The organism is Xanthomonas sp. BRIP62409 (assembly GCF_003992965.1).
GTDB classification, from domain to species: Bacteria; Pseudomonadota; Gammaproteobacteria; order Xanthomonadales; family Xanthomonadaceae; genus Xanthomonas; species Xanthomonas euroxanthea.
On the sequence record NZ_QEZJ01000020.1, the window covers coordinates 102,033 to 116,212 of the forward strand.

General features: G+C 68.4%; 11 protein-coding genes. 6 read left to right on the forward strand and 5 right to left on the reverse strand.

Translation table 11 applies throughout. From position 1 onward, the window contains the following. Positions 1 to 103: 103 nt before the first annotated feature. From EO170_RS21715 to EO170_RS09710, 3 genes are all read right to left on the reverse strand, one after another. Positions 104 to 1,102 (reverse strand): PAS domain S-box protein, encoded by a 999-nt coding sequence (locus EO170_RS21715; RefSeq protein WP_241239408.1) that lies wholly within the window; start codon positions 1,100 to 1,102, stop codon positions 104 to 106. Further along, complete coding sequence (locus tag EO170_RS09705) at positions 1,099 to 3,669, reverse strand: PAS domain S-box protein (RefSeq protein ID WP_241239409.1); 2,571 nt, start codon at positions 3,667 to 3,669, stop codon at positions 1,099 to 1,101. Before EO170_RS09705 ends, EO170_RS21715 begins: the two co-directional genes overlap by 4 nt. Before the next feature lie 896 nt (positions 3,670 to 4,565). Then, the gene (locus EO170_RS09710; RefSeq protein WP_119130712.1) at positions 4,566 to 5,666 is read right to left on the reverse strand and encodes a glycosyltransferase; all 1,101 of its coding nucleotides are present in this window, start codon (positions 5,664 to 5,666) and stop codon (positions 4,566 to 4,568) included. A 137-nt stretch (positions 5,667 to 5,803) separates the two neighbouring features. Between EO170_RS09710 and EO170_RS09715 the strand changes: the two genes are divergently transcribed. Both EO170_RS09715 and EO170_RS09720 read left to right on the forward strand, forming a co-directional pair. Beyond that, positions 5,804 to 6,523, forward strand: a complete 720-nt coding sequence (locus tag EO170_RS09715; protein WP_104649706.1) for a response regulator transcription factor — start codon at positions 5,804 to 5,806, stop codon at positions 6,521 to 6,523. Next, positions 6,520 to 8,043: an ATP-binding protein gene (locus EO170_RS09720; protein ID WP_126944456.1), complete on the forward strand. Its 1,524-nt coding sequence runs from the start codon at positions 6,520 to 6,522 to the stop codon at positions 8,041 to 8,043. Before EO170_RS09715 ends, EO170_RS09720 begins: the two co-directional genes overlap by 4 nt. A gap of 135 nt (positions 8,044 to 8,178) precedes the next feature. On the opposite strand, the gene EO170_RS09725 is transcribed toward EO170_RS09720, so the two are convergent. After that, positions 8,179 to 9,543 (reverse strand): glutamate--cysteine ligase, encoded by a 1,365-nt coding sequence (locus EO170_RS09725; RefSeq protein ID WP_102252784.1) that lies wholly within the window; start codon positions 9,541 to 9,543, stop codon positions 8,179 to 8,181. Positions 9,544 to 9,855: 312 nt separating this feature from the next. Here EO170_RS09725 and EO170_RS09735 point away from each other — a divergent pair, with 312 nt between their 5' ends. Then, the gene (locus EO170_RS09735) at positions 9,856 to 10,692 is read left to right on the forward strand and encodes a helix-turn-helix transcriptional regulator (protein WP_104649709.1); all 837 of its coding nucleotides are present in this window, start codon (positions 9,856 to 9,858) and stop codon (positions 10,690 to 10,692) included. A gap of 104 nt (positions 10,693 to 10,796) precedes the next feature. Continuing rightward, positions 10,797 to 11,771, forward strand: a complete 975-nt coding sequence (locus EO170_RS09740; RefSeq protein WP_126944459.1) for an MBL fold metallo-hydrolase — start codon at positions 10,797 to 10,799, stop codon at positions 11,769 to 11,771. Positions 11,772 to 11,843: 72 nt separating this feature from the next. On the opposite strand, the gene yihA is transcribed toward EO170_RS09740, so the two are convergent. Next, entirely contained in the window at positions 11,844 to 12,467 is a 624-nt protein-coding gene (gene yihA / locus EO170_RS09745; RefSeq protein ID WP_126944462.1) for a ribosome biogenesis GTP-binding protein YihA/YsxC, read from the reverse strand. 144 nt (positions 12,468 to 12,611) lie between these two features. Between yihA and EO170_RS09750 the strand changes: the two genes are divergently transcribed. Continuing rightward, positions 12,612 to 13,412: a c-type cytochrome gene (locus EO170_RS09750; RefSeq protein WP_164740990.1), complete on the forward strand. Its 801-nt coding sequence runs from the start codon at positions 12,612 to 12,614 to the stop codon at positions 13,410 to 13,412. Positions 13,413 to 13,508: 96 nt separating this feature from the next. Further along, positions 13,509 to 14,159: a thiol:disulfide interchange protein DsbA/DsbL gene (locus tag EO170_RS09755; protein ID WP_126944465.1), complete on the forward strand. Its 651-nt coding sequence runs from the start codon at positions 13,509 to 13,511 to the stop codon at positions 14,157 to 14,159. Positions 14,160 to 14,180: the final 21 nt, after the last annotated feature.

Below are 14,180 nucleotides of genomic sequence, written 5' to 3' on the forward strand. Positions count from 1 at the left end.
TCGACGCGTTGTATCGGGGTGCTGTGGATTCCGCGCGCCGGCAGCCGCTGTCGTCGCACTGCAGCACGGCACTGGCCGGCATGTGCAGGCGCAGCACGCAGTGTCAGCCCTCGTCGCGGTCCAGGCGCATGCTCTCCGACACCGGGAGTTCGATGGTGCAGCGCACCCCGTCCGGCCCCATCACGTAGGTGGTCTCGGCCTGCAATTGGTACGGCAGCGCACGTTCGATCAGCTCGCGGCCGTAGCCGGACCCTTGCGGCGCCTCGCCAGGCGCCGGCATGTGCACGCCGGTCTCGCTCCACTCGATGCGCAGGCGGGTGCCCTGGGCCGGACGCAGCAAGCGCCAACGCACCTGCAACTGTCCGCCGGCCTGTGCAAGCGCGCCGTACTTGGTGGCGTTGGTGGCCAGCTCGTGCAGGGCCAGCGCGAAGGTCTGCACGGTGCTGGAGCGCAGACGCACGCCGTCCGGGCCGTCCAGGATGACGCGGTCTCCATGGCCGTGGGCATCGATCGCGCCCATCGCCGACAGCTCGGCCCGGATCAGTTCATCGAACAGGATGCGATCGCCTTCGTTCAGGCGCGACAGCAGCCCCTGCACACGCGCCAGGGCGTCCAGGCGGTCGTTATAGATCAGCGTCAGCTCGGCGATGGTCGTGCTGCTGCGTTGCGTGCGATTGAAGACCACGCGCACCACCCCCATCAGATTGCGGGTGCGGTGCTGCAGCTCGGCCAGCAGCACCTGCTGGCGATCTTCCCACTGCCGTCGCCGGGTCACGTCCTGGCCGATCTTGAGATAGCCCAGCGGCTCGGCGCTGCCGTCGCGCAGCGGCCGCGTCGCGCCTTCGATGAACACGCGCCGGCCATCCTTGCGTTGATGCCAGCGAACATTCGGCGCGCCGCCGGTGTAATGCGCCTGCTCGATCTCGCGCTGCGGCACGCCGGTGAGACGGTCCTCGGCCACGAAGGTCATTGCGATGTGCTGGCCGATCGCCTCCTCGGCGGTCCAGCCGAAGACCGCTTCGGCACCCGGCGGCCAGGTCTGGATATGTCCGCGCGTATCGGTGGTAAAGATTGCGTAGTCGAGCGCGCTCTCCACGATCACCCGGTAGCGCTCTTCGCTTTCGAGCAGCGCGGCCTGCGCGCGCGCTCCAGCGCCGCCCAGGTGCGCTCGGCGGTCTCCTCCGCCAGGCGGATCTCGGCCGCACTCCAGTTACGCGCGGTCCGTTGATTGACCACGAAGGTGGCCACCAGCTGCCCGCCCTTGATCAGCGGCACCACGATCAGCGCGCCGATCTCGTGGCCCGCATCGGCCGGGCGCCGATCGTCGGGCAATGCAGGGTCAGCGACGGCATCGCGCACCACCCAGGTCTGCGCGTCGAGCAGCCAGGGCATCGGCCAGTCCGTCGACGCGAAGCGATGCGCATGACTGGTTTCATCGGGTTGATGCCAGTCGCGTTCAACCACGTACTGGTGCGCCCTGGCATCCACGTCCACGTAGTAGGCGCGGCCGGCGTTCAGATGCTCGCCGAGCACGCGCGCGGCCTCGGCCTGGATGGCGGCCGGATCGGGCAGCGGCCGCAAGGCGTCGGAGAGTTTCAGCAGGAAGGCATTGCGGTCCTGCACCTCGCGTAGCGCCGCCTCGGTGAGCTTGCGGTCGGTGATGTCGAGTACAAACTCGAAGCCGGTGCCATCCGGCAGGCACTTGGACGCAAACAGGGCCCAGCGCCGGGTTCCGTCCTTGCACAGATATTGGCGCTCGTAAGGCGTGGCACTTCCCTTGCTCTTGAGCTCCTCGAAGGCCTGCTCGCACACGCCCCTGAATTCGGGTGGCGTCAGCGCCTGCCAGGAAAGCCTGCCCGCTTCCACGTCGGCACGGCTGTAGCCGCTCATCTTCAAGAACGTGTCGTTGGCATCGGTGAGGCGACCGCCCATGTCGAAATACGTCGCGCCGACGGTTTCGATCGTCAACGCGGTGCGGAAGCGTTCTTCGCTGGCACGCAGACGCTCGTCGGCCCGGCGCTTGTCGGAGATGTCGCGAAAGTAGACCGACATTCCGCCATCGTTGGTGGGGTAGATGCTGACATCCACCCAGTACCCCAATGCCGGCGACACGGTTTCCAGCCTGACCACCTGGCGGGTCTGCGAGGCCTGCACATAGGCCTGATACGGCAGCGACCCGATCGAATCGGGAAATTGTTCCCACAGCAAGGTCCCGAGCAATTGATCGCGCGCGCGCCCCCACAGCAACTCGGCCTTCTGGTTGATGTAGGTGAAGCGTCCGTCCGCATCGACGCCGTAGAACGCGTCGGAAATACTTTCGAGAATGTCGCGATTGCGCTCGGCAAGCGCGCCTACCTCCATCTGCACCCGGCGTTGCGCAGTGACATCCTGCAACACTGCAACGCCACCGGTGACGCGGCCGGCTTCGCGCAGCGCCACTGCGGTAATCCGCAACCAGCGCTGTGCAGCGTCATGGGGGTCGAGGAAGTCCACCGGCGCGATCGTGTCTTCGCCACGCAGCGCGCGGGCGCAGGGAAAGTCCTGGATCGCGACCGCCTGCCCTTGCTGATCGACACCGGCGCGCGGCTGCTCCAGCGGCGGCGCGCACGAGGGGACCCGCGCGGCCAGCTGGTCCCGCAGTTGTGGATTCCGGTAGGTGAAGCGACCTTGCAGATCGAACAGGCCGATCCCGATGGGGACCTGGTCGAGCACGTACGTCAGCCGCGCCTCGCTATCGCGCAGGCATTCCTCGGCCTGCTTGCGCGCCGTGACGTCGGTTCCGGCACCGAACCACTCGGTGATGCGTCCCTCCGCATCCAGCGCCGGGACCGCCTTGGTCGCCATCCACGCAATGCTGCCATCGGCGCGTCGTACCCGGTGCTCGAACACGATCGCGCTGCGCGAGCGGATTCCTGCATCGATCCTGCTGCGCACCAGCGCCTGATCCTCTGCGGGAATGTAATCCATGATCCACGAACGACTGGTCGCCGGCGCATCGGCGGCACACGTGCCGGCGGTCAGCTGGTGCATCTGGTCCCAGTCCGCGCTCATGCGGTAATGCACCTCGGAACTTGCCGCCGACAGCGCGGCCAGCCGCGACTCGCTGGTGCGCAATGCCAGCTCGGCCCGATGGCGCTCGATGTAGTCGGCGGCCGTCCATGCGAGCAGTTCGAGCAATCTGAGTTCGTGTTCCGCGGGCCGATACGGCACGGTGAACTGGGTTCCGAGCAATCCCAGCAGGCCACCGGCACGATTGAACAACGGGGTGAACTGGGCAGCACGGATGCCGCTGCACAACGCTGCCTCGTAATCGGGCGTTCCCTTCAACGGGGTGAAGGTTTCGATGTCCTCGATCACCAACTGCCGGCGTTCGCGCCGCACGGTGTCGCAGGTGGCCTGGAAACCGTCTTTCAGGAATTGCTGGACGAAGGCGCTGCGTTCGTCATGTCCGCGATAGACGCGCAACTCCATCTCGCTGTTGTGTGCGCTGACCAGTTGCACGCAGCCGCAGTCGGTGCGCGCGAAGACGCAGGCAAGCGCGGTGATGTCCTGCAGCGCGATACGGGCGTCGGCCTGTGCCGCCAGGCTGACCTGCAAGGCATGCAGGCGACGCATGCCGGCGAGTTCGTCCTGCAGTGCCGCGTTGTCCTGCCTGGTGTTGTCGGGCATGGCACTCATCATGTCCGGCCCTGGCCTGCGCCCATCGTGATCGATCATTCGTACCGGGTGAGCCCCCACAGTGCGCACTCGATGGCGAAGGGCTTGTCAGTAGCGTGCTCGACACAGCGGGTTGTTGCCGGTGCCGCGCGTGCGGACAAGACGGCTGAAGCGAAGCCGAGAGGAATCGTTTAATTCGGCCTGCCGGCTGCCGGCCTCCGGCGCAGAGACCGCCAAGCGCGGCAAGCGTCCGCTTCGCTCGGGTCGCGCAGTGCAGCGAGCAGGGCGACTGTCGCGCGTGCGGAGTTCACCAGCTGCAGCATCGCCGCGGATAACTCGCAGCGACGGTGGGCGTGATCTCCACACCAGCAGGATCAGCCATGCCGGGGCGGCGGCCCGAATCCTTGGGCCTGCAGGCATTGCAACAGCGCTGGCGATGGCGGGCCGAGGGACGATGCGTCAGGCGCAGCCCATGCGATGCCTTGCACGGTGGCACAGGCCTGCAACGCGGCGTCGAAGTCGGAATCATGGGGTGGCGGGCCACGCTGTGCCTGTGGCGGCGCAGGCGGCGGCGGTGGCCCGCCGGCAGACGCGCCGCAGACACTGGCGCAGCCGCCCAGGCCGAGCACTGCCAGCAGTGCGGTGATGGCGGCTGTGGTGCGTGTCTGGACCATCGTCGATCTCCCTGGCTGGATGGCGCACATGCGCGTCCTGCACGCACATGGCACTGCGGGACGTCCCCGCTCGGTCAGGGAGAGCGTCGCATCGCGCCATGTCGTGCATTTGCCGCTGCGCGCCGCCCGCTGGCGTACGCCGCCACGCAGCGCACAAGGCCTGCAACCACGCGGGCACCGGGCGCTGCAGGCGATATGCCCGGACCGTGCTGAAGGCCAGGCCGGGCGAACGTGTCAGTTTTCGACGATTGCCGGGGCCACGCCCGCGCTGACGTCCGCCACATCTGCGGGCAACGAGGCCAGCACCGCAGTGCGAAAGCGCGCTGCGAATGCGGCATTGTTGGCCTGGTAGAACGCGCGCGCATTGGCCGACAACCGATCCAGCTGCGCCTGCGGCAACGCCAGCGCGGTTTCCACCGCCTGCGCGATGCCCGCCGCATCCACGTAGTAGTACGACGCCAGACGCCGCTGGCGCACCTCGGCCACCGGGATCAGCACGCCGTGCTCGGGCCTGACCAGTTCGTTCATCGGCTCACCGTCGGTGGCCAGGGTCACCGCACCCACGCTCAGCGCTTCCATCAGGTAATGCCCGAAGCCTTCGGCCTCGGACGGACACAGATGGAACAGATGCGCGTTCTGCAGCCGCCGCAGTTCGGCATCGTCGAGATAGCGGACGCGGTGGTCGATGTTCGGCGCCACCACCGGCTTGCCGGCGGTACGCGGGCTCTGCACCACCGTCAGCAGCGGCCACTCCGGATGCCGTTGCCAGGTCTCCAGCAGCACCTGCGTGCCCTTGGCGGTGCTGCGCCCGGCCAGGTGGAAGAACGCACGCTGACGCGGGACCTGCGCATCGTGGCGATCCGGGCTGGTGAAGCCGATGAAGCGCGTGGTGCAGCCCAGGCTGCGAAAAATCCGTTCCGCGTGATGGGTCTTGCACAGCACCGCGTCGAACTGCGGCAGCCGTGGCAGCCACTTGGGCAGCAACCATTCCGGATTGGGCACCAGCAGGTTGGTCTGGCCCAGCGGCAGGCAGCGCGCATACACACGCTCGGAAAAGATCTGCACAGGCACCCGCCCGAACAGCGCGCGACTGGCCCACAGACGGGCTTCGCGCGCGGTGTCCTGCAGCCGCTGACTGGTGAAGCCCACTTCCTGCACCGGGATGCCGCCGGCCCGCAGCGTCTGCGCCATCAGCACCATGTCCCGGGTCAGGCCCACGCCGTTGTCGCGGCTGATCACCCGCATCATCGGAAACGCCTTGTCATGCGTACACTCGCCATTGCAGCGGCGCAGTGTCGTTTGCCCGGTTTCCTGCACGATGTTCCGTTCTGTCATGGTGCGTCACGCGTGTGCCAAAGGTTGACAAATTCAATCATTATGATGCGTGCTCCAGCCTTGCAACTGCGAGCACCATGTATCCGGTAGCCACCACCCTGCGCGGGCCAAGCTCCGCGCCACCGACGATGACCTCCATGGACATGCAACAACCCTGCGTTCTCGTGGTCGACGACGACCCGGACCTGCGCAAGCTGATCGGCGAGTTCCTCAGCGCCCACGGCTACCAGGTCGAGGTTGCCGAAAACGTGGCGGAGATGCGCAAGCGCATCGCGCAGCGCCGCCCGGACCTCATCGTACTCGACGTGATGATGCCGGGAGAAGACGGCCTGAGCGCGGCGCGGGCGCTGGCCAGCGAGCGTGGTTCACCTGCGGTCATCATGCTCAGCGCGCTGGGCAACGACACCGACCGCATCATCGGCCTGGAAGTGGGTGCCGACGATTACCTGGCCAAACCCTGCAATCCGCGCGAGCTGCTGGCGCGGGTGCGCGCCCTGCTGCGCCGCAGCCAGGCCAGCAGCGAGCAGGCCGACCAGCGCGGCAACGTCTACGAGTTTGCCGGCTGGCGGCTGGACGTGGTCCGCCGCGACCTGCGCGACCCCACCGGCATCTTCATCAACCTGTCCGATGGCGAGTTCGCGCTGCTGCGCACCTTCGTCGAGCATCCGCAGCGGGTGCTGAGCCGCGACCAGTTGCTGGACTACGCCCGTGGCCGCGACACCGACGTCTACGACCGCGCCATCGACAGCCAGATCAGCCGCCTGCGCCGCAAGATCAACGAGCGCGTGCATACCGAGTTGATCCGCACCGTGCGCAACGAAGGCTACATGCTGCTGCCGGGCGTTTCGCGTCTGTGAGCAAACCGGCACGTCGCGGGCTGTCGATCTTTGCCCGTACCTTTGTGTTGCTGGCGGTGGCGCTGCTCACCGCCCAGGCGGTCGGCATCGCGCTGCTGGTGATGCGCACCCCGGTCTACGAGCCTCCGGTGCATCCGCCGGAGGTGGTGGCGCTGCTGTCCACCCGCATGCCGGCCGGCACCCAGACCCTGACGGTGCGCGAATCGGCCCAGGCCCCGCTGCCGCCGGCAGGCCATGTGCGCGATGGGTTTGCGGAAATGCTGCTGGCCCATTGGCTGGATGTCCCCGAACAGCGCGTGCGCTTCTACCGCAGCGCCGACGATCGCCAGGGCCCGCAGCTCGGCATGGCGCGGCCGCCGCGCATGCCCGACCAGCCGCAGCGCCCCGGGGCCGCTGGCGCCGATGCCAGCCCCGCCGGCAATCGCCGCGATGCCGCGCAGCGATCGCCGCCAGCGCCAGGCGCCTGGCCGGGTGATCGTGCCCCCGGCACCCCGGCAGTCGGCAACGGGCTGGGTCCGGACGCTCCCCCCGCCGCCTGGGAAAGCGAGCGGCTGACCCCGGGCGTGCCGTTGCTGGATGGCTTCACCGCCGCGCTGCAGCAGCCCGATGGCCGCTGGCGCACGGTCGAGTCGCCACCGCGGCGGCTGTCGGCCGAGTTCAAGACCCATGTGGTGCTGCTGTTCCTGGCCGGCCTGCTGGCCAACGTCCCGCTGGCGTGGTGGTTCTCGCGTGCGTTGTCGGCGCCGATCAAGCGCTTTGCCGAAGCCGCCGACCGGCTGGGCCGCAACCCGGATGCTGCCGCACTGCAACGCAGCGGCCCACCGGAGATCGTGCGCGCGGCCGATTCGTTCAATGCGATGCAGGCCCGCCTGAACCGCCTGATCAACGAACGCACCCACATGGTGGCGGCGATCGCGCACGACCTGCGCACGCCGCTGGCGCGCCTGTCGTTCCGCCTGGACGGCCTGCAGCCGCCGTTGCGCGACAAGGCGCTGGCCGACATCGACGAGATGAAGGCGATGATTTCCGCCGCGCTGGACTTCATCCAGAACGATCGCCACCGCGGCAAGCGCGCGCCGCTGGACCTGCGCCTGCTGGTGGAAAGCGTGGTCGACAACGCCACCGACATCGGCGCCGATGCCGAACTGCTGCCCGGCCCGGCGATCACCCTGGATGGCGACCCGCTGGCCTTGCGGCGCGCAGTGATGAACCTGCTGGAGAACGCGCTGAAATACGGCAAGCGCGCGCGCCTGCAACTGCAGCGCGACGGCGAAGAGGGCGTGCTGTGGATCGACGACGACGGCCCCGGCATCGACCCGACCCAGCGCGAACAGCTGCTGTTGCCGTTCGTGCGTGGCGAGTCCTCGCGCAATCGCGACACCGGCGGCATCGGGCTGGGTTTGTCGGTGGCGCACAGCATCGTGCTGGCGCATGGCGGCGACCTGCGCCTGGACAACCGTGCAACAGGTGGCGGCCTGCGGGTGACGGTGCGCCTGCCGTGCATGCCGGAGCGGCGCTAGGGCCGGGTTGGAGTACGTTCTCTCGCCCGCAAGCTCGGGGGTGCCGGCCGGCGCGTATCCGAGAGTTCACGCCTGCAAGCAACGATCCGCGCGATCGATCAGCCGCGCGCGACCACTGCTGCGATCAGCAAGCGCTCAGTACGCAAACTCGCGGAACACGCGATCGATGTCGCCCTTCCATGCACCGTGATACAGCGCCAGCTTACGCTCGGCGGCGGTGACACCGCTCTCGGCGATCTCGGCGATCACATCCACAAAGCCGGTTTCGTCCTGACCATCGGCGTTCAGGCGCGCACGCCGACGCAGGCCCTCGCGGGCGATCCTGACCGCTTCCACCGCCAAATCGCGCACCGTGCCATTGCGGAACGGCAGCCCGAGCGCATGCTTGGGCACGCCGTCGCGCAGCGCGTGGCGCTCGGTGGTGCTGAAATCCTTGACCAGATCCCAGGCCGCATCCAGCGCGGTGTCGTCGTACAGCAACCCCACCCAGAACGCCGACAGCGCGCACAGGCGGTCCCACGGGCCGGCATCGGCGCCGCGCATTTCCAGGTACTTCTTCAGGCGCACTTCCGGGAATGCGGTGGTCATGTGGTCCGACCAGTCGCGCAGCGTCGGCAACGCGCCCGGCAATGCCGGCAACCTGCCCTGCATGAAATCGCGGAAGCTCTGCCCGCTGGCATCGACGTAGACGCCGTCGCGGTAGGAGAAATACATCGGCACATCGAGCAGGTAATCGACATAGCGTTCGTAGCCGAAGCCGTCCTCGAACACGAAGTCCAGCATGCCGGTGCGGTCGGCGTCGGTGTCGGTCCAGATGTGCGAGCGGTAGCTGAGGTAGCCGTTCGGCTTGCCTTCGGTGAACGGCGAATCGGCGAACAACGCGGTGGCGATCGGCTGCAACGCCAGCGACACGCGGAACTTCTTCACCATGTCCGCTTCGGTGGCGTAATCCAGGTTGACCTGTACCGTGCAGGTGCGGGTCATCATGTCCAGGCCGAGCGAGCCGACCTTGGGCATGTAGTTCTTCATGATCTGGTAGCGGCCCTTGGGCATCCACGGCATTTCATCGCGGCGCCACTTGGGCTGGAAGCCCATGCCCAGGAACCCCAGCTGCAACTCGCCGGCCACCTGCGCCACTTCGTCCAGATGGGTGCCGGTTTCCACGCAGGTGTGATGCAGGGTTTCCACCGCCGCACCCGACAGTTCCAGCTGGCCGGCCGGCTCCAGCGTCACCGAGGCGCCGTCGCGCAGCAGCGCGATGGTGTGGCCGTTTTCCTGCACCGGCTCCCAGCCGAAGCGCGTCAACCCGGTCAGCAGCGCCTGGATGCCGCGCTCGCCTTCGAACGTGGGCGCGCGCAGGTCGTCGAGCTGGAAGCCGAACTTTTCGTGCTCGGTGCCGATCCGCCAGTCAGCGCTGGGCTTCTCGCCGGAGGCCAGCACCTGGACCAGCTCCGCGCGTTCGGTGATCGGCGTTTCGGCAACGTGGCTGGGACTCGACAAGGGCAGGCTCGCAGGAAAAATTTAGGGGAACGATGTGGGGGTCCTCCCCTGCCACCGCAAGGCCCGCACTATAACCGCAGGGCATGGAAAGAATTGCTGCCATCGACCGGGTCTGAGATTTCCATCCATGCGCACGGCGCGGCCGACGCAGCAGCAAGCGCGACCCCACCGCCCGAGGGCGGGCGTGAGGAAGGGTGCGGCAGGCCGCAGGCGTTCACGCTGAACACGGACACCCGCAAATCCCCGCAGGCAGGATGCACGGCGTTCGATCACCCAGGCCGCGCACCCGCGATCCTGTAGCATCGCCCGGCCATGACCGTTGCGCCCACACCCACCGACGCCCTGCTCGCGCAGATGACCACTCTGATGCACTGCGAGCGCGCCGACGGCTACGCCTGCGTGAGCGCACGGCGCGAACACGGGGCGCGCTCGGTGGACCTGACCCAGCCGCAGTTCGCGATTGTGCTGCAGGGCCGCCAACAGGTGCGCAGCGCGACCCAGTCGCTGCAACTCGTGCCGGGCGATCTGTTCCTGGCGACGCGCCGTTGCCGGATCGATCTGATCAACACGCCCGACCCGCAGACCGGGCTCTACATGAGCGCGGTGGTACCCCTGTGCGAGGAGGCACTGGCCGCTGCGCGCGCGTTGTGGAACGAGCCGCTGCCCGAAGCCGGCGCCGACATCGCGCGGCTGCCGGCGATCGATGTCGCGCTGCCGCTGCGGCAATGGCGCGATGCGCTGCAACGCGGCCTGTATACCGAAGCACGCCTGGCGCTGGCCTCACTGGTCATCCACGTGTGCCGTCGCGGCCATGGCGGCCTGCTGCTGCCGCCGGCGCCAAGCATCGCCGAGCAGGTGCGTACGCTGATCGTCGCGCAACCGCAGCGGGCGTGGCGCTCGCGCGATATCGAAGACAGCCTGGGCATCAGTGGCGCCACCTTGCGCCGGCATCTGGCCGCCGAACAACGCTCGCTGCGCGAACTGATCACCGATGCGCGGCTGGCGCACGCGATGGCCCTGCTCTACAGCACGCGCTGGCCGCTCAAGACCGTGGCCGCGCGCGCCGGCTATCGCTCCACCCGCAGCTTCAGCCAGCGCTTCCAGCAGCGCTACGGGCTGGACCCGGCCAGCATCGGCAATAGCCGCTAGGGCGCCAACGCGAGCGCTTGGCGCAGCGCATTGAGCGAATCGCGCAGCTCGCTGCCGCCAGCATGGCGACATCGCGGCGGTTGCCGCCTGTCCTGGAGTTGCTCATGTCTGTTTCCGTCCTGCGTACGCTGGTGCCGCTGCTACTGGCCGCAAGCGCCACGCTGGCGCACGCCGCTGCGCCCGCATCCCCCCACGCGCAGGTTCCCGGCTTCTACCTGCAGCGCATCGGCACGCTGCGCGTCACCGCGTTGTTCGACGGCCGCGTGGGGCTGACGCGTCAACAACTGTCCAATGTGGACCCGGCAGAGCGCGACCGCCTGCTTGCGCGGGGCTACGTGCCTGAAGACGCCAAGGGGCTGCAGACCGCAGTCAACGCCTACCTGATCCAGGACGGCAGCCACCTCAGCCTGGTCGATACCGGCACCGCGCAGTGCCTGGGGCCCGGCCTGGGCCAGGTGCTGACCAACCTGCGCGCCGCCGGTGTCGACCCCGCCCAGGTCGACGATGTGCTGCTCACCCACGCGCATCCGGACCACCTGTGCGGCCTGCTCGATGCGCAGGGCACACCGGCCTTTGCCAACGCCACGGTGTGGCTGTCCGACGCCGATGCCGCGTACTGGCTGGATCCCGCCTCGGAGGCCGCTGCCGCGCCGACGCTGCAGTTCGCCTTCCCGTTGGCGCGCGCGGCCGTCGCGCCCTATCAGGCCCAGGGTCGGCTGCGCCGTTTCCAGCCGGGCAAAACCACATTGCCGGCCGGCATCACCGCCCTGGACAGCCAGGGCCACACGCCCGGCCACGTCTCCTACCGCTTCGACGGCGGCGCTGGCAGCACCCTGCTGGTGTGGGGCGATGTGTTGCACTACCACGCCGTGCAGTTTGCCCAGCCGGACGCGTCGTTCGAGGCCGACAGCGATCGCACCAAGGCAATCGCCTCACGCCGTCGCCTGCTGGCGCAGGCGGCCGACGGCCGCTGGTGGGTGGCCGGCGCGCATCTGCCGTTCCCGGGGCTGGGTCATGGGCGCCGCGAGGGCAAGGCGTTCGCCTGGGTGCCGACCGAATTCGGCGCGGTGCCGCAATGAAAAAACGGCGAGCCCTGGCTCGCCGTCCTGATGCTCTGAAGGCCAGGCGTCATGCGCCAGGCCCGGCCCGGCTCACTCCGCGGCAGGCGCCGCGACGTCCAGGCCCAGCCAGCCGCCGACGATGCCGCGCAACTCGTCCACGCCCTGGCGCGACTCGCCGGAGTAGGTCTGCACGGTCACGCTGTCGCCGAAGCGCGAGGTCACTTCCTTCTTGACCTTCTGCAGCGTCTGCATCTGCTGGCCACGGCCGAGCTTGTCGGCCTTGGTCAGCAACCCGTGCGCGGGCAGGCCGCGCTCGGCCGCATAGCCGAGCATCTGCAGGTCGTAATCCTTGAGCGGATGGCGGATGTCCATCACCACCACCAGCCCGCGCAAGGCTTCGCGGGTGCGGAAATAGCGGTCGATGAAGGCCTGCCAGTGCGCCTGCAGGTCCTGCGGCACCTTGGCGTAGCCGTAACCGGGCAGATCCACCAGATAGCGCTCGGGCTGGATCTGGAAGAACACCAACTGCTGGGTGCGGCCGGGGGTCTTGGACACCCGGGCCAGTGAGTTCTGGCGGGTCAGCGCGTTGAGCGCGCTGGATTTTCCGGCGTTGGAGCGGCCGGCGAAGGCGACCTCGTAGCCGCCATCGTCGGGCAATTGCCGGGCGTTGTGGGCGGACAGGTGGTAGCGGGCTTGTTCGATAAGGAGCGACATCGCCCTAGGATCGCACGTTCGGGGCCTGACGGTTTTGCTGCACTGTTCGTTGACCCTGGCGCAAAGGCGTGTCGATAATCGAAGCACGCCTGCCACAGCCAGCACCCAACGCGCGCGGGCCGGGTCCATACGGAGCTTTAGCTGATGCGCCATGCTCGTGTGCTAGTCCTCGCCGCCCTCGCCGTGCCGGTCATCGCCGCCGTGGCGTTTGCGCAGTCGGCGGTCACGCCGATCCCCGATCCGCCGCCGGTGCGCATTGCCCCGCTGGAGGTGGACCTGTCCAAGACCACCTGGGGCGATGCCAAGGCCGGTCAGACCAAGGCCGCCGCCTGCGCGGCCTGCCATGGCCCGGACGGCAATCCGGCGGTGGCCATGTACCCGCGCATCGCCGGCCAGACCGAGCGCTACGTGGCGCACCAGGTCGCCTTGATCGCCAGCGGCGAGCGCAATACCGGCATGTCGGCGGTGATGGTGCCGTTCGTCAAGGACCTCACCGCGCAGGACATGCGCGACCTGGGCGCCTACTTCGCCACGCAGAAATCCGCAGCCGGCGTGGCCGACGACGCGGTGGTCAACGAGGGGCCGTACCAGGGGCTGAAGTTCTACGAGGTCGGCGAGAAGCTCTACCGTGGCGGCGACATCGCACGCGGCGTGCCGGCCTGCATGGCCTGCCATGGCCCGGCCGGCAGCGGCAATCCGGGCCCGGCGTATCCGCGCCTGGGCGGCCAGCATGCCGAGTACGTGGCGCGGCGCCTGAAGGAATACCAGGCCGGCACCACCCAGGAGCGCAACCCGGCGCTGTTCAATATCATGGCGCAGGTGGCGCACCCGCTGACCGAGCAGGAGATCCAGGCGCTGGCCAGCTATCTGCAGGGTCTGCACGACCGCGCCGACGATGCGGCCGCCGCGCAGCAACCACCCACAGCAACGCCCGCACGCTCATGAACTGACTGCCGCAACCGCCACACCGTGTCACGACGCCGGTCCCGCGACCGGCGTCGTCGTTTCCCGCTCTCCCCTCCCCATCCCCACGGAGCCCGCATGAATCTGCTTTCCCGTCTGTCCCTGCTGCTGTTGGTGCTGCTGCCGCTGGCGGCCTGCGCCGCCGACAAGAACGCCCCACCGGTGGAAGGCGACGACTACATCGTGATCGACGGCGGCCAGCCGTACGCGCCACTGGCCGGCAAGGTCGAAGTGACCGAAGTGTTCGGCTACACCTGCCCGCACTGCGCGCACTTCGAGCCCACCCTGGAGGCCTGGGTGGCCAAGCAGCCGTCCTATGTGCGCTTCACCCCGGTGCCGGCGGCGTTCGGCGGGTTCTGGGATGCGTTCGCACGCGCCTACTTCGCCGCCGACATCCTGGGCGTGGCCAAGCGCAGCCATCGCGCCATGTTCGAGGCCATCCACGAAAAGCAGACCGTGCCGACCCAGAACGTCGCCCCGGAGGAACTGGCCGCGTTCTACGCCGGCTACGGCGTGCCGCAGCAGCGCTTCATCGAGACCTACAAGAGCCAGGCGGTGGATGCCAGGCTCGATGCGACGCGCGAATTCGCCAAGCGCAGCAAGCTCCCGGGCACCCCGGCCATCATCATCAACGGGCGCTACCTGATCGGCGCGCGCAATTACCCGGACATGCTGCGCGTGGCCGATTACCTGATCGCCCGCGAACACGCCGCGCCTGCCAAGCGCTGAACCGCGTAACCGCCACCAACG

Excerpts from the sequence above, each read along its gene's own strand:
- EO170_RS09705 (WP_241239409.1), bottom strand. The coding sequence starts at position 3,669 with ATGCCCGACAACACCAGGCAGGACAACGCGGCACTGCAGGACGAACTC.
- EO170_RS09710 (WP_119130712.1), bottom strand. The coding sequence starts at position 5,666 with ATGACAGAACGGAACATCGTGCAGGAAACCGGGCAAACGACACTGCGC.
- EO170_RS09715 (WP_104649706.1), top strand. The coding sequence starts at position 5,804 with ATGGACATGCAACAACCCTGCGTTCTCGTGGTCGACGACGACCCGGAC.
- EO170_RS09735 (WP_104649709.1), top strand. The coding sequence starts at position 9,856 with ATGACCGTTGCGCCCACACCCACCGACGCCCTGCTCGCGCAGATGACC.
- EO170_RS09740 (WP_126944459.1), top strand. The coding sequence starts at position 10,797 with ATGTCTGTTTCCGTCCTGCGTACGCTGGTGCCGCTGCTACTGGCCGCA.
- yihA (WP_126944462.1), bottom strand. The coding sequence starts at position 12,467 with ATGTCGCTCCTTATCGAACAAGCCCGCTACCACCTGTCCGCCCACAAC.
- EO170_RS09750 (WP_164740990.1), top strand. The coding sequence starts at position 12,612 with ATGCGCCATGCTCGTGTGCTAGTCCTCGCCGCCCTCGCCGTGCCGGTC.
- EO170_RS09755 (WP_126944465.1), top strand. The coding sequence starts at position 13,509 with ATGAATCTGCTTTCCCGTCTGTCCCTGCTGCTGTTGGTGCTGCTGCCG.